This window comes from Mycobacterium sp. 4858, assembly GCF_900240975.1.
Lineage (GTDB): Bacteria > Actinomycetota > Actinomycetes > Mycobacteriales > Mycobacteriaceae > Mycobacterium.
Genome location: NZ_LT968776.1, coordinates 3271962 through 3294753, shown reverse-complemented (window position 1 = coordinate 3294753; position 22792 = coordinate 3271962). Strand labels below are relative to the sequence as shown.

Here is a 22792-nt window from a genome sequence, read left to right as displayed (position 1 = left end):
TCGCCACGGTCGGCGTCCAGGCGACGGGTTGGCGAACCGGGCGCGGCCCGCGGGTTCGTCACCGCTAGCGGGCTGGCATTCGCAGGCCCGCGTCGAGCCGCACCACTTCACCGTTGAGCATCGGGTTCTGCGTGATATGCACGACGAGCTGGCCGAATTCGCTCGGCCTTCCGAAACGTTTGGGATGGGGTATTACTCGGGTCATCGCGCCGAGTGCCTCATCGGGCAGGACGCCGAGTAATGGCGTTTCGAAGAGTCCCGGCGCGATAGCCATCACGCGAATGGCGTGACTCGCCAGATCGCGGGCCAACGGCAGCGTCATCGCCGCGACGCCCCCTTTCGAGGCAGAATAGGCGACCTGGCCAATCTGCCCGTCGTAGGCGGCGATCGATGCGGTATTCACGATGACACCCCGCTCTTCGGCGTCGAGCGGGGTGGTCGTCATCCGGGCGACCGCGGACCGGATGACATTGAACGTGCCGATCAAGTTGACGCCGATCACCCTGGCGAAATCCGCCGTCGGGTGCGCGCCTTCTCTGCCGAGCACGCGACGAGAGATACCGACCCCGGCGCAATTCACGACTATCCGCAAGTCGCCGGCCGACTGCGCAAGGTCGAGTGCCGCTTCGACAGTGGATTCGTCGCACACGTCCGTTGGCGCAAACAGAACGTCCTCGCCGAGGTCGGCCGCAACCGCCCGACCCGCAGAAGACGGCAGATCGGCGATGACGACTGTCGCGCCACTGTCTCGCAACGCTGCGGCGGCTGCAAGCCCCAGGCCGGAAGCGCCCCCAGTGACCAACGCTACGGAATCGTCCATCCGCACCGCTTACCCCTTCCCGATCAACACCTACTTTCTACTAGCGAATAGAATATAAGCTTATCCTGCAACCCCCCGCAATCGTGCACGACGGGCCGGTGCCGAGCGACGCGGAAGCCGCTCCGACCCACCGCATGCGTCGACGGCGACCGGAGAAATGCGCGGTTTCTCGTATACTCGGGCGGTGACAACGAAGAGCCGGACCAGGGTGCCATTCGCGAAGTCAGCACGAACGCGGGCACGGATCCTCGATTCCGCCGCACGGGTGTTCAGCCAGAACGGATACGCCGGCACGCGCCTCACCGACATCGCGGAGGCCGCCGAGGTCAAACAAGGCAGCCTGTACTACTACTTCGACTCGAAGGACACGCTAGTCGCAGAGATGCTGCGCGTCGGACTCGAGAAGACGCACGAACACGTCGTCTCGGCCGTCGAAGCCCTGGGCCCCGAAGCCTCGGCGACCGCGCGTCTTGGCGCCGCGATTCATGCGCACGCCGAGGCCGTGATCGAGGCCGTCGACTACACGGCAGCCAATGCACGCATCCTCGGCCAGCTTCCCGACGAGCTGCGCAAGCGTCACATCCGCGTCGACCAACGGCCCTACGGCAAGCTCTGGGACGGACTCCTCAGCGACGCGCGCGACGCTGGCGAAATTCGAGACGACCTCGACCTGCAGACCCTGAGGCTCCTCATCATGGGATCGCTGAACTGGACCGTCGAATGGCCCGACCGCGCCAAGCGATCCCCTGAAAAGGTCGCCGACCTTCTCATCTCAGCACTGTTCGACGGGATCACCATCCGGGACCATGCGGTCCAGATATAGGCCGGCCCCTAGCGCATTCGTCCTGTCGGCCAGTCGTTCCGTTGGGGCCGCGATTCCGCATCCTTCGGTGAATCAGTAAACTATATAACATCTTGTAGCGCGATGCATGCGCGCCCTCGCCACGGTGCGCGTGCACCACTTTCAGCGCGCATGCTGTCGCCGGGGCGAGGGAGAAAAGCTAAGTATGGAACTGGCCGTAAAGGACGCGCGGGTGATCATCACCGGGGCGACCGCAGGCATGGGGCTGGCAACCGCGCACGTCTACGCGCAAGAGGGGGCACGACTAGCCATTCTGGCGCGCAGTCGCAGACGGCTCGAGCAGGTGGCGGCCGAACTTCGCGCCGCGGGTAGCCCGGAGGCGCTCGTGGTGCCCATTGATCTTGCTCAGGCGCAAAGCGTGCACGCGGCCTTCCGGCAGATCGAATCTTGTTGGGACACTGCCAATGTCCTGATCAACACCGTGGGCCCCGGCCTCGAACTCGTGGCTGGGTTCGATGAGCTGTCCGATGACGATTGGACGAGAGCGCTCGACCTGATTCTGCTCAGCGCTGTGCGGACGTGCCGCGCTGCGCTCCCGCTGCTGCGATCTGCCGACTGGGGGCGCATCGTCAACATCTCAGCGCATTCCGTGCAACGGCAATCACCCAGGCTGATCGCCTACACAGCCGCCAAAGCTGCATTGACCAGTATGACCAAGAACTTGTCCCAGACACTTGCCCGTGAGGGCATTCTGGTCAATACCGTTTCGCCGGGGACCTTCATGACCGAGCAGGTCAGCAACTTCATCGAGGCGATGCCTCGGGAGCCCACGGGGCCGCGCACTGCCGAGGATGTCGGCGCGCTTCTACAGCAGGTTTTCGGCGATGCTCTCGGATACGTCGGCCGCGCCGGGCGCCCCGAGGAGATCGCGCCGATGATCGCGCTGCTGGGCTCGCGACTCAACTCTTTCACCACAGGGGCAGATCTCAACGTGGATGGAGGTTCGGACTTTCGATGAGTCGCAGGGACTACCGCAACCTCCATTGCGGCTTGCCAGCTCCACCGCGAGTCACCTTCACGGTCTCCACGCCGTTGGCTAGCTGCGTGTAGTGCACACCATTGCGGATGGCATCGGTACGTCCGACGTCGAGTGAGTCCCAGATCGCCTTCACCGTTCCCTGCACCGCCAGGGGCTCGTTGGCCGCGATCTGGTGAGCGATCTCGTCGGCACGTGGCCAAAGCTCCTCACGCTCGGTGACCTCCGATACCAAGCCCATTTGCATGGCACGGCTGGCCGACATTCGCTCGTTGAGGCCCATGAGCGCGATCCGCAGCACTTCACCCAGCGGCATCCGGGCGGCGAGCCCCACAGGCTCGAGCACGGCAGCAAGCCCGTAAGTCACATGCGGATCGAAGAACGTCGCATCGTGGGAGCTGATGATGATGTCCGCCTCATTGAGCAAATAGAACGCGCCACCCGCCGCCATTCCGTGCACTGCGCAGATAACCGGCTTCCACACCTGATTAGCCTTGGGGGACAGATAACTGCTGGGATCCTCGCGGCTCCACAGATTGGGCCGGGACACCATCTCCAGCGTGTCGTCCGTGTCTACGCCCGTGCAGAAAGCGCGCTCACCAGCCGCTCGCACCACCACGGCGTGCACCTCGTCATCGAGCCGAACATGGCGCCAGACCTGCGAGAAATCCTCGCACATATGCTGATTGAAGGCGTTCAGCCGGTCGGGTCGATTGAGCGTGATGGTCGCAACGTGGCCATCCAACGCGTAGAGCAGCGTTTCCAGTTCCATCATCGTCCCTTCGAAACGGTCGGCTGACCATCGGCTCACAAGTTATGCAGTCGATATCTTGCCACCCTTTAGTTATCGAATCAGAAACAGATTCTATCCGATTGGGAGACGTCATTCGGGCGGCAGACCGTGACACCAAATGGTTCTCATTGTGGGTAGGCGCGAAAGGGATCCATCATCTCGCCCGCACGCGTCCACCCGCGGATGCCCCGCAGACTCGCCCACCTTCCGCGGTATCGCGCGTATCCGAGGCTTACGGCCGAATGGCCCTCACCTAAGAAGCCTTTCGTTATCGCGCCCAGGGCATCTCGGGATCGGCGACCATCACCAGCGCCTGGTAACCACGCTTGCCCAACTCCTCGGCAATCGCGGCGTAGGCTGCCGCAGTCCACCCCGCAGGAGAACGCACCATGAGGCCGTCTGCGAGATCGAGGTGATCGATATCGAAGACCAAGCCGGCCAATCCACGCGCCGTACCCGTATAGGGCAGCCCCTCGCCCATCGCATTAGTCCCGTTGTCCATCCGCCGGCATGCCGCGGCGTTGTCGACTTCGATGCATACGTTGACCGCCAACAGAATCGGACGTTGCCGATGTCCGCGCGCACACCGCGCCGCGCGCTCCTCAACGACTCGCTTCTTGGCTTGCCGCAGGTCGCTGGCCGCCACGAGTGTGGCTGGACTCACGAAAATTCGATCCTCGGGCCCCCGCAGCGAACTGCGCCCGCTCTGCGCCGGGTTCGCGATCGCCGCGCGCTCGTCCTCAGAGACCACGAGCGCTACCCGGAAAGGACGAGCAGCACGCGCAACAGTAGAGCTGCTCGCTGAACTCACGACTGACGAAGTCATCGGATGGACCCTTCGACGAAGTTCAGGTGCCAACGCAGGCTTCGATGTCCGGTCCGCTTGCCTCACCACCTAGCTGCAGCAGAATCTACTCTGCTATAGAAAATTTTTCAATGGCAGGCTCTCAGAGGTCAAGGACCGTAACAATTCAGGTCGCGGTGGCGCCCGGATGCTGACCGCCGGCGATCCCAGGCGCGTACACCCCACGGGCCGTGGTAGGTGTCTGCCAACGCGGCGGTGACCTACGCCGATAACCCTGTCCGGTCGGCGAGCTCACGCACCATGGCCATCCGGGCATGCGACACGACATCATGGCCGCCGGCCGAGACTTTCACCCGCGATGGATGCCACCGCGACATTCTTCACCTGCGAAGTGCCTTATCGTCAGGATCTTTGAACCGTAGAGCAGTGCAATTATCCCTTGCAGGACGGGCACTTTCGCTTGTCTACACCCCCGGGCACCTACACCGATCCAGGAAAATTCGAGTGAGCAGGACCGCGTCCGCTGGTTTGAATGGTCGTGGGCCCTTCCTTTGAGAATGGATAGGGCGGTGGTGCAACACGACTCGCGGTCACACCACCGCCCCACCGCGTCCTTTTCTCGCGCTGGCAGGCGCGGCTGGGTCAGCGCCCGAGATAAACGTCGACCCAAGTCCGTCCGTTGCCCGGCACGTCGCTCGGCGATGCCGGCTTGCCGCCCGTAGGTATCGACATACCGGTCCCCGGAGTGGTGCACTTGTTCTGCGGGCCGCACAGCGAGTTGGTCAGGTGCGACGGGTAGACCGCCGAGGCATCATTGTCGTTTTGCAGGCTGATGCCGATCATGACGATGTTGTAGCTCACGTAGCAGATGTTGGTCACCGCGCCCAGCGCGAGAATCTGCAGGAGGACCTTCGTCTTGTAGGACACGTTGAGGCGATCAACGCCGCGCTCCACGACCGAGTGACCACGGTCGTCCAGGTAGAACCGGAGCACCATGAGGGGCGCCCACCCGAGCCCTCCCCATACGAGCGCTTCGTAGATTGGGAACTGATGAGATGTCCCCTGCCACAACGTCAGCCAACCCACGGTGTTGAAGTAGGCGATGTTGTGACCGAAGCACAGAACGCTCTCGATGAGGATGTCCATGACAGCCATGAAGCCGACCGACCACAGGATGATGCCGAGCTTGCCGGTCTCCGGCCACCGCCTCATCACGACTTTGCGCAGGAATCCGCACCCGAGCATGCACAGCGCTGCACTCCACATGAACCCGATGCCGATCGCGGCGGTCGGCTCAGGCATCAGGTTGGCCCCCGGCGACACCCAGCCCGGCACGTCGGTCGTCCACGAGCCGAAGTTGATCATCAATGAGGTGTAGGAGAACGTCGGCACCACGTAGTTGAGCACCGGATCCCATTGGACGAGCATCACATAGGCGATCATGAGCATCAGATCGAAAGTGACGCGCCGTTCCCTGATGCATCTGCGGATCACGAAGAAGAGCGCGATGCCGACGGCGACGAGGGCTGCCACCTGAGCGCCGATATTGAACGCGATCTCGCCGCTCGTCGGCTCGTCCTTGCCGAGCGGGGTGGGTGTGGCGCGACCGCCGAAGATCCAACTCGCCGCAATATATGCCGCAAGCACCATGAACAAAGCGCCGATCGTCGCCCACACAAGGATGGGGGTTGACGTCCGCACCCGCGGCGCTTTCTTGAGTCTGTCCATGCCGCTGAGCTGCGGCTCGACATCCAATGTGGCCACGAGCACCTCCCCTGTGATTAGTTAAACAAATAACTCTTAATGTGAAATGTAACGCAGAGCAAACCCGATTGGAAGCCAGAATCGAAGCGTGAACCGAAAAGCGGCAGGCATCTGCGGACTGCGCTGGCCCGATCTCGGGCACGTCGCCGGCCCGAGGGCGGCGCGCAGGACGCGCGCGGGCGCAACCTGATTGAAAAAAACACCGCCAGCGGCTTGCGGCTGTGTGCGGGCATGTTCGCCGAACGTGTTGACGCGGGCGAGCCAATTCGCAAGAGCTGCGGATCCCGGCGGCGTTCGACGCGGTCTCGGATAAGTCAAGTTGCTCCGCGTCAACAACGGCCAATCGAGTGGCGACGCTGTCGTCCCTCCGCTTGCCTCACCACCTAGCTACAGCTAGAATCTACTCGTCTATAGAAAATAGCAATGGCAGGCTCCCCGAGGTCGAGGATCGTAACAATGCAGGTCGCTGTCCAGCACGAGCTCATCGAGCGCTTCCGCAAGCTCGCTGAGGCGAAGTCCACACAACTGAGCGATGGCCCGCGGATGTTGCCCGCCGGCGAGTACACATCGAGCGAACAGCTGGAGCAGGAACGCGAAATCCTGTTCAGGCGTCACCCGGTGGTGGTAGCGCTCACTGCAGACGTTCCGCATTCCGGGGCCGTCTTGGCGACGCATATCGATGGTGTGCCGCTGCTGGTGACTCGCGCCAAAGACGGGCGCGCCAGGGTATTCATCAATGCGTGCCGGCATCGGGGTGCGCCGGTCGTCGAGCCCGACTGCCGTAGAACGGGTGCGCGAAATCTGAGCTGCCCGTTCCATGCGTGGTTGTACGCGCTGGACGGCAAGCTGATGCGCAGACCGATAGCCCAGGATTACTTCAACGGTGAGTCGTCCAATCTGACGGAGGTCTCCTCCGACGAGGCGCACGGTCTGATTCTGGCTCGGCTCGACGGCGCCCCCGTGGACGCCAACGCCTACCTAGGTCGGTTGAGCGAGGATCTGGACAGTTTTGGGCTGGCCAACTTCCATCACGTCGAGACACGCAAGGCAATTCAAGACTGCAACTGGAAGATGATCATCGACACCTTCCTCGAGACATATCACGTCTTCTCGCTGCACAACTCCTCGATATCGCGGCTCTACCACTCGCACCCCCAGCTGTTCGACGCCTTCGACCAGCACTGCCGCAGCATCGGCGTCCGAAAATCGATTGATGATATCGGCGAGGACCAGAGCACCTGGCAGTTTCCGCCGCATGCCACGATTCACTACGCCGTCTTTCCCAATACTCTCGTCGTGCATCAGCTCGACCATTTCGAGGTATGGCGGATCTTCCCTCACGACACGCCGGGCAGCTCGGTGGTGGAAACGAGCATCTATGCACCGGAACCGCCCAATGACGACACGATCAAGAAGTGGATTCTCAATCTCGACATCCTGATGCAAGTCACCGGTCAGGAAGACTTTCCGATGTGTAAGAAGATCCAGTCGGGGTTGAACAGCGGTAGTGTCGATTCGCTGGTGTTCGGCCAGAACGAACTGGGGTTGATCCATTTCCACGAACAGATTGCCGAAGCCTTGTGCAAAGTGAATTCTGGTTCGAGCCGCTGACGCCCGTCAGCTTCTTGCGTCGCGCCGCCACCATCTACGGCGACAACACGGCCGTCGTCGACGGTGAACGCACGTTCAGCTATCGCGAGCTGCTCGACCGCAGTACGCGGCTGGCCGGGGCGCTCATCGACCTCGCCGGCGGAAAAGCCGTGGCGATTCTTGCGCCGAACAGCCACGCGTTGCTCGAAGCGCACTACGGCGTGCCGTGGTCCGGCTCACCTTTGCTCACGCTCAACATCCGGCTGTCTGCGCCTGAGCTCGCCTGGATCATCGACCATGCGGAAGCGGCCGTCCTCATCTACGACAGTTCACTGTCGACACTGGCTCACGCAGTATCGGACATCGTCGACTCGCGGATGAAACTGGTGTGTTGCGGCGGGGAGAATGACGAATACGAACAGCTGCTCGCCGAGGCGGAGCCTCGAATCCAGCCGATCACGGACGAGAACGCCTTGCTCTCGCTCAACTACACCAGTGGCACAACCGGCAAGCCCAAGGGCGTCATGTATCACCACCGCGGGGCATACCTGCAGTCTGTCGCGATGGCCACGCAGATGCGCCTGGAGAACAAATCGAAGATGCTGTGGACATTGCCGATGTTCCACTGCCATGGGTGGTGCTTCACATGGGCCGTCACCGCTGCGGGCGGGGCCCACATCTGCTTGCGATCGGTCGATCACACCGAAATTTGGCGCCTGATCGACGACGAGGGGGTCACTCATCTCAATGGCGCGCCCGTGGTCCTGAACTCGATCGCGTACGGCGATGCGGCCCATGGGCTCGTCCCTCCGCGCAATCTACTCATCGGTACCGGTGGAGCACCCCCGACGCCCACCATCCTGGCGCGACTCGCCGCGCTCAACATGGACGTCGTGCACCTTTACGGTCTCACCGAAACCTATGGGCCGGTCGTCATCTGCGAGTGGCAGCGATCGTGGGATTCATACGACGCACCGCGGCGCGCGCGACTCAAAGCCCGGCAGGGGGTGTGCAACATCGTCTCGCAACCCGTCCGGGTCCTTGATGCGAATGGTGATGACGTACCGAAGGACGGGCGAACCATGGGCGAGGTCGCCATCCGCGGAAACAATGTGATGGCGGGCTATTTCAAAGACCCCGGGGCGACTGAAGCTGCCGTGCCCGACGGGTGGTTCCGCACCGGAGATCTCGGCGTACTCCACGAAGACGGTTATCTCGAACTTCGCGATCGCAGCAAGGACATCATCATATCCGGCGGCGAGAACATCTCCTCGATCGAAGTGGAAAACGCTATCGCCTCGCACGAGTCGGTGCTCGAGGTCGCCGTCGTCGCCGTGCCCGACGATCGTTGGGGCGAAGTTCCGGTTGCACACATCACCCTGCATCCGGGAGCAACCGCGGACCAGGCCGACATCGAAAGACACGTCCGAGAGCAACTCGGTGGGTTCAAGGTGCCCAAGCGAATAGTGTTCGAGGCGCTGCCGAAGACTGGCACCGGCAAGGTGCAGAAATTCGCACTGCGAGAACAGTGGCGTCAGAAGCTGCAGTCGCCTGATTTAACAGTCTAATTGGCTACCGGCACCGGCGGGCTCGTCACCGGCGCCATGTGCTGTGCCGCCACGATCGAAAAGTAGGGAGCGTCCATGCCCAACGACCTCATCTCACGGCGCGACGTCGAATTCTTGCTCTACGAGTGGCTGGGTGTGGACGAGCTGCCGAAGCGTGAGCGCTACTCCGACCACAGCAGGGAGACATTCGACGGGGTCCTCGACCTCTGCGAGCAACTCGCCGAGAAGTACTTCGCACCGCACAACAAGCTCAATGACACCAGGGAACCGACCTTTGATGGACGTCACGTCCACGTCAACCCCGAGGTGAAGCGAGCGCTCGATGCATTCGCGGCCGCCGACCTCATCGGCATGAGCATGGATTACGAACTCGGCGGCGCGCAGTTACCGGTCACCGTGGCAAGCGCCGGCTTCGCCTGGTTTCACGCCGCCAATGTCAGTACCGCAGCCTATCTAATGCTCACCATGGCCAATGCGAACTTGCTGGCCACATATGGGAGCACGCGTGACCACGAGCTCTTCGTCAAACCTATGCTCGCCGGCCGGTTTTCGGGCACCATGTGTCTGTCCGAGCCGCAAGCTGGGTCGTCGCTCGCCGACGTCAGCACCCGCGCCGAACCCACCGATGATGGCCATTACCGACTTTTCGGCAGCAAGATGTGGATTTCGGGCGGTGAGCACGAGATGACCGAGAACATCGTGCATCTGGTCCTCGCGCGCATCGCCGGGTCGCCGGCGGGGGTGAAAGGGCTTTCCTTGTTCATCGTGCCCAAGTTCCTGGTCGATGATAATGCCGCGATCGGAGAACGAAACGACGTCTCCCTTGGTGGACTCAATCACAAGATGGGATACCGCGGCACAACGAACACCGTCCTGAACTTCGGTGAGGGTGCCCATCGCCCGTTGGGTTCAGCAGGTGCGGTGGGGTACCTGGTTGGCCGACCCAACGCCGGTATCTCTTACATGTTCCACATGATGAACGAGGCTCGGCTTGGCGTCGGCATCGGCGCCGTTGCACTGGGGTACACCGGCTACCTCAAGTCCGTGCGATACGCAAGTGAGCGGTTGCAGGGCCGCGTTCCGGCCCGCAAATCCGCGGAGGACAAGCCCGTGCCGATCATCGAGCATGCCGACGTCAGGCGAATGCTGCTAGCTCAAAAAGCCTATGTCGAGGGCGCTTTGGCCCTCGCGTTGTATTGCGGATACTTGATCGACACCCGCGCCAGCAGTGAGGACAACAAAGAGGCTGAAGAAGCGGCGCTGCTGCTGGACGTGCTGACCCCGATTGCCAAGAGCTGGCCCTCGCAATGGTGCGTTGCGGCCAACGATCTCGCGATCCAGGTACACGGAGGTTACGGATATACCCGCGACTACGACGTGGAGCAGCACTACCGCGATAACCGCTTGAATCCGATCCATGAGGGCACACACGGCATTCAGAGCCTCGACCTGCTCGGCCGCAAAGTGACTCAGCACGACGGCGCAAGCCTGGCCTTGGTGTCCGACCGTATCGGTAAGGCGATTGACGGTGCGACCGCGCTGGGCGGGGAGCTCGGGCACCTCGCCGATCAGCTGGCTCAGCGGTGGGTCCGTCTCGTCGAAATAACGACGAAACTGGTCGGCGAATCCGATCGCGAACTGGCGCTGGCCAACAGCGCGATCTATCTCGAGGCGTTCGGCCATTTGGTGATTGCGTGGATGTGGCTCGAGCTGTTGATCATCAGCGCGCCGAAGAACACTGACTTTCACGCTGGCAAGGTGCAGGCCGGCAGGTTCTTCTTCCGTTACGAACTGCCCCGCGTCGATCCCCAGCTCAATCTGCTCGAAACCCTCGACAGCACGACCGTCGACATGAAGGCGGAATGGTTCTAAACGGCGTCCGGTCGAGCTGCTCGAAACCCTCGACAGCACGACCGTCGACATGAAGGCGGAATGGTTCTAAACGGCGTCCGGTCGACATTTCGCCGGCGAAAGCTGGCCTGGGCGCGCGTCACCGGTAAGAGGGCACTCGCTCCTGGGTCATTCGACGGCGCGCGCCGCTGAGACGGGCCGGTAGGCGGGCTCAATCGCCACGCCGAACGAGCGCGCCGCGAAGGCCAGCATGTGGTAGTGCCCAACCACCATCGGCACCTCGATCAGCTGCTCCTGGTCGTAGTGCGCCGCCAGGACCGACCATGTCGATGCGGAGATCTCGCACTCATCGTGGAGTTCGTCGGCGCTTCTCAGCAGCGCCGACTCCAGTTGCGTCCAGCCGTCGGCGTCGGCGCCGGCGCGGACCCGGTCGACCTCCTCGGAGGTCAACCCGGCATCCGCGGCAAACACCAGGTGATGGGCCCATTCGTAGGCGGCCCCGCAGCGATCGGCGGTCCGCAGGATCAGCAATTCCCGGTCACGGGCCGACAACTTCCCGCTGAGCAGGCCTCCGCACAGCGGCAGCCAGCGCCGAAACAGCCGCTGGTGTCGCACCAGGGTAGTGAACAGATTGAGGTCACGACCCGGCCCGACTTTATCGAGCAGCTCGTTCGTCGCGTTATCGCGCTCCTCGAGCGGGAGCGGCGCGATGCGGACTTCGGAGCCGTCTTCTCCTGCCGAGCCCACGCCCTCAGGCATGCGCCGGGACGGCAACGGGTGGGAAAGCACGCTCCGTGTCGATGCCCTTCAGGCGCGGCAGCACCTGCTCTGCAAACAATTTCTGATTGGCCGCACCGATTTCGGGGCTCATTCCCGCGAAGGACAGTACCGAAGTCATCCCGACGCCGTCGATGCGACGAACATGGTCGGTCAACTGTTCCACCACCTCGTCCGGAGTGCCATAGACCTGCAATTCGGCGAGGAATTTCACGAAGCTATCCGCCCCGTGCTTTTCGATGTTGGCGGCGAACTTGCCGTAATACTCGTAACCGGGAACCTTCGCTAGGCCGGGATTGCTGAACTCGTACCAATCGAACGTCGATTTCGCGTACCGATAGTGATATTGCTCGTGCAGCTCCTGTGCCGCGGACGAGGACTCGTGCACGATCACAAAGGACATCAGCAGCGGTTTAGGCGGCTCGTAACCATTCAACTCGACGAACCGCTCGTTGTACTTCTTGACGTCGGCAACCGTTACATCCCACGGCTTTTGGGCGATCACCATGATACCCGCACCGAGTTCAGCGACGATGTCCATCGATTCAGGCGACACCGAAGATGCGTATGTGCGGTTGCGCAGCGGAGCCAGCGGCTGGGGTCGAAGTTGCACGGGCGGCTGCTTCCAGAGTTCACCGTCCGACTCGATGACTCCCGTGTCGAAGGCGTTGAGGATGCCCTGTGCATACTCCTGGAAACGCTGGCGCGACTCCCCCATGTTCAGCCGGAAGCCCTCGAATTCGTGACGGCCCAGGCCGCGGCCGATGCCGAGCAACAGACGACCGTTCGACAGGTGGTCAAGCACCGAGAGCTCCTCAGCGACCCGCAGCGGCTCATGCCACGGAAGCACCACCACCGAAGGTCCCAGCCGGACGTGCTTAGTCTTGGCCGCCAGATAAGTCAACAGCTGCAACGTGTTTGGCGACACGTCGTAGCCACCGAAGTGGTGCTCGGCGATCCACAACGACTCGAAGCCCAGCGGCTCGGCCTGTTCTGCCAGCGCTATCTCATGCTTGTAAAGCGCCGAGTCGGAACGATCCTCGTCGGGATTCTGAAAGAAGACACTCTTGCCAACATGCATGTGCTTGACCTATCTGAAGTCCGATTGACGGCTAGATTCTACCATATAGTAGAATTTATTTGTCAATCCATCCACCCCTTAAGCGCTTTCCATACGGGTGAACGCTTCTCGGCGTACCAGATTCAAGCTGTTCGACGACCCTGTCGAGGGTCATCTGTGCGCCCCACCGGCGGAGTAATCTACTTAGTACAAGAATCTGTGCCTCGCTAGAAAGCCATTGACGCGCGCCTGATCGTTCTATAGGCTACCGATATGATGTTCTATAGGCTAACTATATGAATGCTCGACGTGCTCTGGCCCTCTCGCCCCACGGCGCGAGCGCTGGGAACAAGATCAAACGAAATGGAATGGAGAGTGTGTGACGTGACCAGCGAGCCTTATGGTCTGTGGGATGCAGACAATCACTTCTATGAGGTCCGGGACTGCTTCAGCCGTCATATCGAGTCCAAGTACAAGGATGTCGCGATCCAGGCCCGGATGCACCCCGATGGCAACGAATACTGGCATTGCGGTGACAAGGTTCTGACCTTCTGCAACGTCAAGTTCGACAAGACCGAGGCTCCGGGTTCGTTCAAGGAAATCCTGAATAATCCCGAGCTGGGCGGTTTCGACGATGCGCGGGACGAATCGTCGATGTTGCCGGCTTTCCATGACCAGCAGGCGCGGCTGGAGCTGATGGACAGCCAGAACGTCGAGGGCACGATCCTATTCCCGTCGATGGCGAATGGGATCGAGCAGGATCTGCTCGACAACCCCGAGGTGCTGTATGCCAACCTGAGGTCGTATAACCGCTGGGTCGAGGAAGACTGGGGCTTCGGCAGCAATGGCCGCATTTTCGGCACGGGGTGTCTGTCGCTGGCCGACGCGGACCTGGCCGTGGAAGAACTGGACCGCCTGCTCAAGGCGGGCGTGAAAGTCGTCTATCTGCGACCGGCCCCGGGTGGCGGAGCACAGCCCTGTTCGATTGCCGATCCCAAGTTCGACCCGTTCTGGGCGCGCCTCGAGGAGGCGAAAGTGCCGGTTGGGTTCCACGTGTCAGCCGGTTTCTTCGACGCGTCGACCGTGTGGGGCGAGAAGCCCCGGCCGGGAACGCGCGACACCTCGGCGTTGCAGTTCGCGATGTTCCACGTCGAGATTCCCATCATGACCACGCTCGCGGCGATGGTCCTGCACAATCTGTTCGGCCGCTTCCCGGGACTGCGGGTCATCAGCGTCGAGCATGGCTGTGGATGGGTCCCCTATCTGTTGAAGACGCTCAACAAGGCAGCGTGGTGGGGACGTTTTGGCGATTGGCCGGGCGGCACGCTCCCTGATCGCCCATCGGAGATGTTCAAGCGCAATGTCTATGTCGTTCCCTTTCACGAGGACAACACGCCCGAACTGGTCAAGCGCATCGGCGCGAACCGCGTGTTGATGGGCTCGGATTATCCCCACGCGGAGGGGCTGGCCCAGCCAGCCGAATTCGCGGAGGGGCTCACCGACCTGGACCCGGGTTGCGTGCACCGGATCATGCGTGACAACCTGCGCGAGCTACTGATGAACTGAACCCCGGCAGTCGGCTGCCGGTTCGCCGTTAAGCCTGCCGCCACCTCGCGGCAGATATCTGCCGCGAGGTGCAGGTGTTCGTGATGCGCAGCGTTGTAGTCGGGGCCTAGCTAGTTCTAAAACAGCACGGTGCCGAAGCGCGGCGAAGAAGGCGCGGACCTGCCGATCGGGAGACTTCCGATCCCTCATAACGGTGTAGCGGCAGACATCGGCGAGGACAAAGCCGGCCACGTCGATCGCGCGCACCATGACATGCGCGACATCAGCGCGGATCCTCATCGCTTAGCGTGCTTCCCATACGGGTGCACGCTTCTCGGCGAACGCGCGCGGCCCCTCCTTCGCGTCCTCGCTGGCAAGGAGTGCCTCGCCCTCCCGTGCGACTCTCGCCCACTTTGGTTCCTCGGCTTCGATGATGCGGTCATCGGCTCCGTAGGCCACGCGCTTGCTCGCCTGTACGGATAGCGGTGCATTCACGGCGATCTGCTCGGCGAGCTGCAGCGCATACTCCACCACCGTGCCGTCGGGCACGACCCTGTTCACCAATCCCCAACGTGCCGCCTCGGCAGCCGAAATCGGGTTGCCCGTATACAGCAGTTCGAGTGCGACCTTGCGCGGCAGCTGCTCGACGATACGGAAGACGCCACCCGCACCGGCAATCAAACCGCGCTTCACCTCCGGCAGGCCGAATACGGCCCGCTCCTCCGCCACGACCAGGTCGCTCGCAAGCGCCAGCTCTGTGCCGCCGCCGAGCGCTGACCCGTTGACGGCGGCGATGACCGGCTTGTCGATGAAGTGATGGACGAGTCCGGCGAACCCCCATTCTGGATGGTCCGGATGCAACACGCTCTCGCCGCGCGACAACGCCTTGAGGTCGGCCCCTGCGCAGAACGACTTGTCACCGGCACCGGTCACCACGACCGCCCAGACTGTCGGATCCTGCTGCGCCGCCTCGAGCGCATCACCGACGGCCGTACTAACCGCTTGGTTCACCGCATTGCGGGCGTCGGGTCTGTTGATAGTGATGACGAGGACCCGTCCGGACCTCCGGATGAGTGCCGCATTCGTGGTCACGGCCTCCGACGTTGTCACACCAGCTCCACGATGGTCGCGTTGGCCTGCCCGCCACCTTCGCACATCGATTGCAGCCCATACCTGATGTTGTTCGCCCTCATGTGATGGATCATGGTCGTCAGCAGTCGGGCACCTGAGCCCCCGAGGGGATGGCCGAGCGCGATCGCGCCGCCGTTCGGGTTCAACAGCTTCTCGTCCGCGCCGATCTCGAGCTGCCATGCCATCGGCACCGGTGCAAACGCCTCGTTGATCTCGAACACCCCGATGTCGCCGACGTTAAGTCCAGACTTGCGCAGCGCCTTCTGGGTGGCAGGAATAGGTGCGGTGAGCATCAGGACCGGATCGGCGCCCGCGAGCACGGCGGTGTGCACGCGAGCGATCGGCGTGCAGCCGAGCTCCCGGGCCTTCTCCCCCGACATGATCAGCAGCGCCGCCGAGCCATCCGAGATTTGTGAGGCGTTGCCCGCGTGAATGACGCCGTCCTCCTTGAAGGCCGGCTTGAGACCAGCGAGCGTTTCTACCGAAGTTCCGCGCCGAATACCTTCATCGGCTGTCACGACGGAACCGTCGGCGCGTCGAATGGGCACAATCTGGTCATCGAAAACGTGCGAATCCTGTGCGGCCGCGGCCTTCTGGTGGGATTGAGCGGAGAACTCGTCGAGTTGTGTTCGGCTCAGTCCCCAACGCTCGGCGACCAGCTCCGCTCCCACACCTTGATTTGGGATTCCGTAGCGTGCTTGAAACCGCTCGGGGAAAGGGCCGGCGCCGAATTCGGCCGCAGAACCGATGGTCACCTGGGACATCGACTCCACTCCCCCGGCGACCACGACGTCGTACTGCCCGGCGATCACGCCGGCGGCGGCGAAGTGCAAACTCTGCTGACTCGATCCGCATTGCCGATCGACCGTCACGCCGGTGACCGTGTCCGGCCATCCGGCAGTCAGCGCCGCGGTGCGTGCGATGTCACTGGACTGTTCGCCGATCTGGCCAACACAACCCCAGATCACGTCGTCGACGACGGCGGGATCGACGCCGGCTCGGTCCACCAGCGCGGCGAGTACTTGGGCGGATAGCTCCGCGGGGTGGACGTCGGCCAGCCCGCCGTTGCGCTTACCGACGGGCGATCGAACAGCCTCTACGATGTATGCGTCGACCATGGAATGTGTTCCCTTCTTGCTTTGCGTTGAGGACGCGCCGATTCGATGTTTCTGCGAACGCCATTGCGTCACAGTTGCTTTGAGTGAGGCCAGTGCCCGAGAGCACTGGCAACTCGACGTGACAGGGAGTCAGAACTTATAGGCGCCCGACAGGAGATACTTGGCGATGGTGCGCCGCTGAACTTCTGGCGGACCCTCGCTGATTCTCGACACGCGTGTCGTGTGCCAGCCATGGATCATCGCCGCTTCGTTGCTCAGGCCGATCCCGCCCAGGATCTGCATTGACCGGTCGTACACGCGGTACATCGCCTCGGCGACGAGCGCGTGGCTCATCGCGGACTCAAATCGTGCCTGATCCCCGGCGTCGTGCTTGCGCGCCACGTCGAGCGACGCCAAACGCGAGGTGTAAATGTCAATGCAGTTGTCGGCAAGCATGTTTTGGATCGACTGATGCTCACTCAGCGTCTTGCCGAATGTTTTGCGTACCTTCGCATAGTCGACGGCCTTATCGTTCGCCCACCGGCCCAGACCGATCAGCCGCGCGAGCTTCGTCATCTTCAGCAGGCCAGAGCCCTCCATCGCGACACGGAAGCCCTCGCCAACTTCACCGAGCCGGTACTGATCCGGGATGCGGACGTCGTTGAAGGTGAGGATTGCTTCTTCGCCGCCGATTTCGTCGAACACCTTGACGATCGAGTACAGGTCGTATCCCGGAACATCGGTGGGCACGTAGAAGCCCGTCAATCCTCCCTTTCGCGCCGCAAAGCGCTCGCGGTCGGTGATGGCGAACGTGATCAAGAAGTCAGCGGTCGGAGCCCACGAGGCCCATTGCTTTGTGCCGTTGAGGACCCAGTGGCCTCCGTCACGGACAGCGGTGGTGGTCATCATCCAGGCGTCGGAGCCTGCGTCGGGCTCCGACATCGCAAATGATCCCTGTACCTCGCCGCGCAGGAGCTTGGGCACCAGATCAGCCTTAAGAGCGTCGGATGCGTAGGTCCACAACGCCGTCGGACCTGTGCTCGCGTGTGCGAGGACCTGGAAGGCCAGCTGCGTCTGGGGTGAGCCATACCGGTGACAGAGAGCCTCGAATACTTCGAAGTACAGTTCGGCACTCAGCCCGCCGCCGCCGAGTTCGGTAGGGCAGAACATCGTGTAGAAGCCGGCCTCGGCCGAAGCCATCCGCGCAGCCCGACGGGCCTGAACTACCTCGTCGGCGATGCGCCCGTCCTCGCGCCAGTACAGTCGCGGATCATGCAGAGCCGCCTCGATGGGTTGCTGAATTTTCGCGACTTCTCTGTCGATGAAGGCGAATAGCGCATCACACACCTCCTTGGCGCCCGGAGCGGCGGGCTCGATGTCGTGATTTGTTGCGACGGCCACCTAATCACTCCCTTGGAACCTCGGTCTGGCCCATTTCGGACCAGACCGAGGCAAGTCGCTAATCCTGAAGACAGGCTTCTACGTCAATGTGATACAGGCGGGCCGCATTTTCGTAGAAGATCTTGCGGCACGCGTCGATGGGCAATTCGTTGAGCGTCTCGTCGACCACGTCGCGCGGAGACATCGCGGTCGAGGCCGGCCCGGGAGACAGGCTCGTCGGGTGGGGGAAGTCCGTCTCGAACATCAGGTTGTCGGCGTACGCCGCGCCCATGTAGCGCACGGTTTCGCGTTCGAACCAGTAAGTGGTGTAGATCTGGTTGCGGAAGTAGTGGCTGGGAAGTTCGCGATCCGGATGAGCCTTCGCAGCACCGGAGTTCTTCCAGTTCCAGTCGGCACTCTCGATCAGGTAGGGGATCCACCCGAAGCCGCTTTCGACATTGACAAAGTTCAGGCCCGGGTATTTGTGACACACTCCGGACAGCAACAGCTCGGACACGTTCTCGCACAGACCCATCAACGACATCGTGGTCTCCTGCGCGTAGTCGGCCGGGCCCTGGACGTCCTTGATCATGCGAACCCAGTCCTCTTCGGTCTGAGATTGATATCCGACATGGAAGTTAACGGAGAGCTGACGTTCCTCGGCCGCCTTCAGGATCGGGGCCCAATGGTCTTCCCGCAGGCGCGGCAGGCCCAACTTGTAGGGCTTGGCTATGAAGTTGATTCCGCGGTGCCCATTGTCGTGGCACCGGTTCATCTCCTTCACCGCCTCGTCCAGGTCCCAGAAGGGCAGCGTCGTAAGGCAAACGAACCGTTCCGGAGCCACAGAAGCGAACTCGGTCAGGAAGTCGTTGTAGGCGCGGATGCAATCCAAGACGAGTTCGGGCTCGTTGTAGCCCATGAAGGCGTCCATGGAAAACGCCAGTAGGTTGGGGTACGGAACCTCGGCAGCGATCTTCATCGCGTCCATCCGCTTCACCCGCTCCTTGGCATCGAACGCGGCGGGGTCCGCCGTCTCCGCGGACGGCGGATGCTTTGGCGGATACTCGTGCCACCCGGCCATCGCATAGCCGGACACCCCGGACAGTCGGCGCCCCCCGATGATCCAGATGTCTTCGCCCCGGCGCTCGTCGAAGACCACCTTGGGAGCGAGCTCGCTCCACTTCGAAGGCAGCCGCGACGTCCACAGATCGGGCGGCTCGCTCAGATGTGTATCGGTATCGATGATCGGCATCACTGGGGTGCTCAATTGAGCAACCTCCTTCTCAGGCACGGCCAACTGCAGCAGCCAGATGACTTTCTACTATATAGTCGAAACTAGCATTTCGTTAGGACGGAACGCAACAAGCATCCGACGCCGTCGATCACGTCCGCGCAGCCTCGCTTGAGGGTCCGCGGCCGCGGGTGGCGGCCTACTGCCACCGCATGCATTCGAGCGGCTGCCGGAGCCCGGTAAGCGACGCATGACGACCGAACACGCCAGCGCCGCTATTCTACCTTGTGCTAGATTCTGTTGCCGTACCGAATCTTGCCCGAAGGCTGCCGTGACTGCTTCGTCGTTCGACCACGCACTGCTGCGAGATGTATTCGCCTGTCACCCCACGGGAATCGTGTTCATCGGCGCCATGGTCGATTCCGCTCCGTGCGGAATGGCCCTCAGTGCGTTTACGCCCGTATCGCTTGCCCCGCCCCTGGTTTCGGTGTGCGTGCAGAACAGTTCGTCGACCTGGCCTCGCCTTCGCACGTGCGGCCGCCTTGGCATCAGCGTGCTGAGCCACGGTCACAGCGGCGCCGTCCCGTCACTGTCAGCGAAGACGGGCGGCCGCTTCTCCGGCGTCACGGTCGTCTCATCTCCGAGCGGCGCCGTTTTCCTTGGCGGGTGCAGTGTGTGGATCGAGGCCAGTCTTTACCAGGCCGTCGAGGCCGGGGATCACAGCATCGTCATATTGCAGATCACCGACATCACCCGGCATGACGATGTACAACCAATCGTTTTCTATCGCAGCCGGTGCCATGCGCTGGCCGTCGTCGAAGCGTGAACCACCATCAAATCCGCCGTTCGGCATCATCAGGAAGGAACATTCATGGCAGGAGTGCAGGATCGGGTCATCGTCGTCACCGGAGCCGGGGGCGGCTTGGGACGCGAGTATGCATTGACGCTCGCGCGAGAGGGTGCCAGCGTTGTGGTCAATGATCTCGGCGGGGCACGCGACGGCAGCGGCGCCGGGCAGAACATGGCCGACGATGTGGTCGAGGAGATCCTGGACGCCGGCGGGCGCGCAGTGGCCAACTACGACAGCGTGGCCGAGCCAGCGGGTGCCGAAAACATCATCAAGACCGCGCTCGATGAATTCGGCAAGATCGACGGCGTCGTCAGCAACGCGGGCATTTTGCGTGACGGCACCTTCCACAAGATGACGTTCGACAACTGGGACGCCGTGCAGAAGGTGCATCTCTACGGCGGGTACAACGTCATCCGCGCCGCGTGGCCGCACTTTCGCGAGCAGCACTTCGGCCGCGTGGTCGTCGCCACCTCGACCAGCGGGCTGTTCGGCAACTTCGGCCAGGCCAACTACGGCGCGGCCAAACTGGGACTTGTCGGGCTGATCAATACGCTTGCGCAGGAGGGCGCAAAATACGACATCATGGCCAACGCCGTGGCGCCCATCGCCGCGACGCGCATGACGCAGGACATCATGACACCGGAGGTCTTCGAGCGCTTGACACCCGAGTATGTCGCGCCCGTGGTGGGCTACCTGATGACGGAGGAGAACTCCGACAGCGCTTCGGTGTTCATCGTGGGCGGCGGCAAGGTGCAGCGCGCCGTGTTGTTCCAGACCGACGGCGTGACCTTCACCGGGGCGGCGCCGAGCATCGACGATGTTGCGGCGAAGTGGGACGAGATCACTGACGTCTCAGCCGCCAAGCTGGCCACCTTCGACGTCGACGCGCTCTAGATGCACGCCCGAGAGGGCCGCCACGGGTGCGACGCGGCGGCCCTCTCGGGCGTTACGCCTCGTAGCCGTCGGTGCCTGCCCGCGCTATCACGACCCGACCGATGACCGAGCGCGCCGACATCCTCAGCAGGAACTCGACCAAGGTCGCCACGTCTTCGGCCGGGATCATTTCCTCGGGCGCGATGCGGCCACGTACCCACTCCGACATGTCGGTGTCGACGTAGGCAGGCGCGATCGCGGTAGCAGATATGCCGGTGCCCGACTCTTCGGCGTTCAGCGTGTCCACCAGCGAGGCAATCGCGGCCTTCGAGGCGCCGTACGCAGCCAGTTGGGCCTCGGCGTAGATGGCGGTGATCGAGGAAAGCACGATGATCTTGGCCCCCTCAGACGGATGCCGAGCGACCGCCGCGCGGAGCATCGGCAAGGCTTCCTGGATCAGGACGAAGGGGTTCCGGAAGTTGACCGCGATGGTCTTGTCGAGTCGCTTCAGCGGGTAGTCGGCGATCAACCCTGCCGTACCGACGCCGGCATTGAGTATCAATGCCGACATGTCGCCGTATTCGTCACGGTGCCGCCGGATCAGACCGACCGGGGCATCCGGATCAGCGATGTCCGCGGCGACGGAAAGTACTGCAGGCGCGCCTAATTCGCGGAGTTCGTCGCGCACCGCCACCAGGGCTTCTTCGTTGCGAGCGGTGATGGTAAGCGCCATGTTCCGCTCGGCCAGGCGCCGTGCGATAGCCAATCCGATCCCGCGAGAGGCGCCGGTGATGAGGGCAGAACGCGCATGCGTGCCGTCGGCCATCACGCTCGACTCGGGGACGTCTCGAACGCGGCGTCGATCTTTCGGAATCGGCGCGCGATCGGCTCGCGGCACTCCTCGTGAGTGAACAAGTACAGCTCGTTGGAACCGATTGCGTCGACGACGATCTTCGCGGCGTCGTGGGGCGACACGATGCGGCCCGCAAATCCAGGGTCGTCGAAGTCAACATCGGAGGCGGCATTCGGACCGCCGAGGTGAGCCGGGCGATTGCGATGCGAGTGCTCGATGTTCGTCCCGACCTTCATCGGGCAGAGCACGCTGACCTTTACCAGCGATTCGCGCAGTTCACGATGCAGCGTCTCGGCGAGCGCCACAACACCGTACTTGGTGACCGAGTAGGGACCCAGTCCTGCATTGGCGACGAGGCCCGCGAACGATGCCGTGAAGATGATGTGCGCACTCCGGGCGGCCCGCACGATCGATGGGAGAAACACCTCGACACCATGAATGGGACCCCAGAGATTGACGCCGATCATCCACTCCCAGTCCTCGTGCGTTGCGTCGACCAGCGGCCCCGTGGCTCCCACGCCGGCGTTGAGGAACAAGATGTCGACGGGGCCGAAGTGCTGACTTGTGCGCGCTGCAAGGCTCTCGACGTCCGCACGCTTGGAGACGTCAGTACGGACTGGCAACACCTCGGTGCCGGCAGGCAGTTCCGCTGCAGCTGAGTTCAAAGCCGCCTGTTCGATGTCGGCCAGCACGAGCTTGCAACCCCGATCCGCCAGCCTTCGTGCCGTAGCCAAACCGATCCCGCTGGCGCCGCCGGTGATGACGGCGACTTTGCCCCTCAATGATTCACTCGAGCCCATGTGCTGACACCGTCCTTTGCTGGCACCGTGCGTGAACGCTGGGCGATCGGTATCGCGAGACACGCATCGAGAGATCGGTCGTGACCATACTTTCTATATATCAGTAGATTCTAGCTTAGGCTGGTGCGTAGTGACAACGAACTCTCAGGCGAGCGACACTACCGAG

The 22792-nt window shown here is 62.5% G+C and carries 20 protein-coding genes; 8 read left to right on the top strand and 12 right to left on the bottom strand.

Going from position 1 to position 22792, the window contains the following annotated elements; translation table 11 throughout:
- Positions 1 to 64: 64 nt before the first annotated feature.
- Positions 65 to 826 carry an SDR family NAD(P)-dependent oxidoreductase gene (locus tag C1737_RS24270; protein ID WP_174813836.1) on the bottom strand — a complete coding sequence of 254 codons (762 nt, stop codon included), beginning with the start codon at positions 824 to 826 and terminating at the stop codon, positions 65 to 67.
- A gap of 151 nt (positions 827 to 977) precedes the next feature.
- Between C1737_RS24270 and C1737_RS24265 the strand changes: the two genes are divergently transcribed.
- Positions 978 to 1643: a TetR/AcrR family transcriptional regulator gene (locus C1737_RS24265; protein WP_082962731.1), complete on the top strand. Its 666-nt coding sequence runs from the start codon at positions 978 to 980 to the stop codon at positions 1641 to 1643.
- Between the two features lie 184 nt (positions 1644 to 1827).
- Positions 1828 to 2640 (top strand): SDR family NAD(P)-dependent oxidoreductase, encoded by an 813-nt coding sequence (locus C1737_RS24260; RefSeq protein ID WP_068057225.1) that lies wholly within the window; start codon positions 1828 to 1830, stop codon positions 2638 to 2640.
- A gap of 10 nt (positions 2641 to 2650) precedes the next feature.
- On the opposite strand, the gene C1737_RS24255 is transcribed toward C1737_RS24260, so the two are convergent.
- From C1737_RS24255 to C1737_RS24245, 3 genes are all read right to left on the bottom strand, one after another.
- Positions 2651 to 3430 carry an enoyl-CoA hydratase/isomerase family protein gene (locus C1737_RS24255; protein ID WP_102420102.1) on the bottom strand — a complete coding sequence of 260 codons (780 nt, stop codon included), beginning with the start codon at positions 3428 to 3430 and terminating at the stop codon, positions 2651 to 2653.
- A 289-nt stretch (positions 3431 to 3719) separates the two neighbouring features.
- Positions 3720 to 4202 carry a hypothetical protein gene (locus C1737_RS24250; RefSeq protein WP_102419660.1) on the bottom strand — a complete coding sequence of 161 codons (483 nt, stop codon included), beginning with the start codon at positions 4200 to 4202 and terminating at the stop codon, positions 3720 to 3722.
- A gap of 696 nt (positions 4203 to 4898) precedes the next feature.
- Positions 4899 to 6026: a spirocyclase AveC family protein gene (locus C1737_RS24245; protein WP_068057221.1), complete on the bottom strand. Its 1128-nt coding sequence runs from the start codon at positions 6024 to 6026 to the stop codon at positions 4899 to 4901.
- A gap of 450 nt (positions 6027 to 6476) precedes the next feature.
- On the opposite strand from C1737_RS24245, the gene C1737_RS24240 reads away from it, so the two are divergent.
- The 3 genes from C1737_RS24240 to C1737_RS24230 all read left to right on the top strand — a co-directional run bounded on the left by C1737_RS24240 (position 6477) and on the right by C1737_RS24230 (position 11050).
- On the top strand, positions 6477 to 7631 hold the full coding sequence (locus C1737_RS24240) for an aromatic ring-hydroxylating dioxygenase subunit alpha (protein WP_068057219.1): 1155 nt from the start codon (positions 6477 to 6479) through the stop codon (positions 7629 to 7631).
- Complete coding sequence (locus C1737_RS24235) at positions 7601 to 9178, top strand: AMP-binding protein (RefSeq protein ID WP_068057217.1); 1578 nt, start codon at positions 7601 to 7603, stop codon at positions 9176 to 9178. The genes C1737_RS24240 and C1737_RS24235 overlap by 31 nt, the downstream gene beginning before the upstream one ends.
- Positions 9179 to 9253: 75 nt before the next feature.
- Complete coding sequence (locus C1737_RS24230; RefSeq protein WP_102419659.1) at positions 9254 to 11050, top strand: acyl-CoA dehydrogenase; 1797 nt, start codon at positions 9254 to 9256, stop codon at positions 11048 to 11050.
- Between the two features lie 147 nt (positions 11051 to 11197).
- On the opposite strand, the gene C1737_RS24225 is transcribed toward C1737_RS24230, so the two are convergent.
- Both C1737_RS24225 and C1737_RS24220 read right to left on the bottom strand, forming a co-directional pair.
- A complete protein-coding gene (locus C1737_RS24225) occupies positions 11198 to 11788 on the bottom strand; it encodes a carboxymuconolactone decarboxylase family protein (protein WP_068052728.1) in 591 nt (196 codons plus the stop codon).
- Entirely contained in the window at positions 11781 to 12887 is a 1107-nt protein-coding gene (locus C1737_RS24220; RefSeq protein ID WP_068052709.1) for an LLM class flavin-dependent oxidoreductase, read from the bottom strand. Before C1737_RS24220 ends, C1737_RS24225 begins: the two co-directional genes overlap by 8 nt.
- 363 nt (positions 12888 to 13250) lie before the next feature.
- On the opposite strand from C1737_RS24220, the gene C1737_RS24215 reads away from it, so the two are divergent.
- Positions 13251 to 14432, top strand: a complete 1182-nt coding sequence (locus C1737_RS24215; protein WP_158243994.1) for an amidohydrolase family protein — start codon at positions 13251 to 13253, stop codon at positions 14430 to 14432.
- Between the two features lie 282 nt (positions 14433 to 14714).
- Here the strand turns inward: C1737_RS24215 and C1737_RS24210 are convergent, their stop codons facing one another.
- The 4 genes from C1737_RS24210 to C1737_RS24195 all read right to left on the bottom strand — a co-directional run bounded on the left by C1737_RS24210 (position 14715) and on the right by C1737_RS24195 (position 19286).
- Positions 14715 to 15503, bottom strand: coding sequence for a crotonase/enoyl-CoA hydratase family protein (locus C1737_RS24210; protein ID WP_102420101.1), 789 nt, complete (start codon positions 15501 to 15503; stop codon positions 14715 to 14717).
- A 14-nt stretch (positions 15504 to 15517) separates the two neighbouring features.
- Positions 15518 to 16660: a thiolase family protein gene (locus tag C1737_RS27320; protein ID WP_068052715.1), complete on the bottom strand. Its 1143-nt coding sequence runs from the start codon at positions 16658 to 16660 to the stop codon at positions 15518 to 15520.
- A gap of 129 nt (positions 16661 to 16789) precedes the next feature.
- Positions 16790 to 18040 carry an acyl-CoA dehydrogenase family protein gene (locus C1737_RS24200; RefSeq protein WP_082962369.1) on the bottom strand — a complete coding sequence of 417 codons (1251 nt, stop codon included), beginning with the start codon at positions 18038 to 18040 and terminating at the stop codon, positions 16790 to 16792.
- 58 nt (positions 18041 to 18098) lie between these two features.
- Positions 18099 to 19286 (bottom strand): amidohydrolase family protein, encoded by a 1188-nt coding sequence (locus tag C1737_RS24195; protein WP_142393483.1) that lies wholly within the window; start codon positions 19284 to 19286, stop codon positions 18099 to 18101.
- Positions 19287 to 19581: 295 nt separating this feature from the next.
- Here C1737_RS24195 and C1737_RS24190 point away from each other — a divergent pair, with 295 nt between their 5' ends.
- Positions 19582 to 20076 carry a flavin reductase family protein gene (locus tag C1737_RS24190; RefSeq protein ID WP_232075020.1) on the top strand — a complete coding sequence of 165 codons (495 nt, stop codon included), beginning with the start codon at positions 19582 to 19584 and terminating at the stop codon, positions 20074 to 20076.
- Positions 20077 to 20121: 45 nt separating this feature from the next.
- The gene (locus tag C1737_RS24185; RefSeq protein WP_067923810.1) at positions 20122 to 20994 is read left to right on the top strand and encodes an SDR family oxidoreductase; all 873 of its coding nucleotides are present in this window, start codon (positions 20122 to 20124) and stop codon (positions 20992 to 20994) included.
- 52 nt (positions 20995 to 21046) lie between these two features.
- Here C1737_RS24185 and C1737_RS24180 read toward each other — a convergent pair whose 3' ends face one another.
- Both C1737_RS24180 and C1737_RS24175 read right to left on the bottom strand, forming a co-directional pair.
- A complete protein-coding gene (locus tag C1737_RS24180; protein WP_067923807.1) occupies positions 21047 to 21799 on the bottom strand; it encodes an SDR family oxidoreductase in 753 nt (250 codons plus the stop codon).
- Positions 21799 to 22626, bottom strand: coding sequence for an SDR family NAD(P)-dependent oxidoreductase (locus C1737_RS24175; protein ID WP_067923805.1), 828 nt, complete (start codon positions 22624 to 22626; stop codon positions 21799 to 21801). The genes C1737_RS24180 and C1737_RS24175 overlap by 1 nt, the downstream gene beginning before the upstream one ends.
- Positions 22627 to 22792 lie beyond the last annotated feature (166 nt).

What these genes read in the sequence shown, in the direction of transcription:
- C1737_RS24220 (WP_068052709.1), bottom strand. Translation starts at nt 12,887, where the DNA reads ATGCATGTTGGCAAGAGTGTCTTCTTTCAGAATCCCGACGAGGATCGT.
- C1737_RS24185 (WP_067923810.1), top strand. Translation starts at nt 20,122, where the DNA reads ATGGCAGGAGTGCAGGATCGGGTCATCGTCGTCACCGGAGCCGGGGGC.
- C1737_RS24255 (WP_102420102.1), bottom strand. Translation starts at nt 3,430, where the DNA reads ATGGAACTGGAAACGCTGCTCTACGCGTTGGATGGCCACGTTGCGACC.
- C1737_RS24240 (WP_068057219.1), top strand. Translation starts at nt 6,477, where the DNA reads ATGCAGGTCGCTGTCCAGCACGAGCTCATCGAGCGCTTCCGCAAGCTC.
- C1737_RS27320 (WP_068052715.1), bottom strand. Translation starts at nt 16,660, where the DNA reads ATGGTCGACGCATACATCGTAGAGGCTGTTCGATCGCCCGTCGGTAAG.
- C1737_RS24175 (WP_067923805.1), bottom strand. Translation starts at nt 22,626, where the DNA reads ATGGGCTCGAGTGAATCATTGAGGGGCAAAGTCGCCGTCATCACCGGC.
- C1737_RS24265 (WP_082962731.1), top strand. Translation starts at nt 978, where the DNA reads ATGCGCGGTTTCTCGTATACTCGGGCGGTGACAACGAAGAGCCGGACC.
- C1737_RS24225 (WP_068052728.1), bottom strand. Translation starts at nt 11,788, where the DNA reads ATGCCTGAGGGCGTGGGCTCGGCAGGAGAAGACGGCTCCGAAGTCCGC.
- C1737_RS24180 (WP_067923807.1), bottom strand. Translation starts at nt 21,799, where the DNA reads ATGGCCGACGGCACGCATGCGCGTTCTGCCCTCATCACCGGCGCCTCT.
- C1737_RS24230 (WP_102419659.1), top strand. Translation starts at nt 9,254, where the DNA reads ATGCCCAACGACCTCATCTCACGGCGCGACGTCGAATTCTTGCTCTAC.
- C1737_RS24260 (WP_068057225.1), top strand. Translation starts at nt 1,828, where the DNA reads ATGGAACTGGCCGTAAAGGACGCGCGGGTGATCATCACCGGGGCGACC.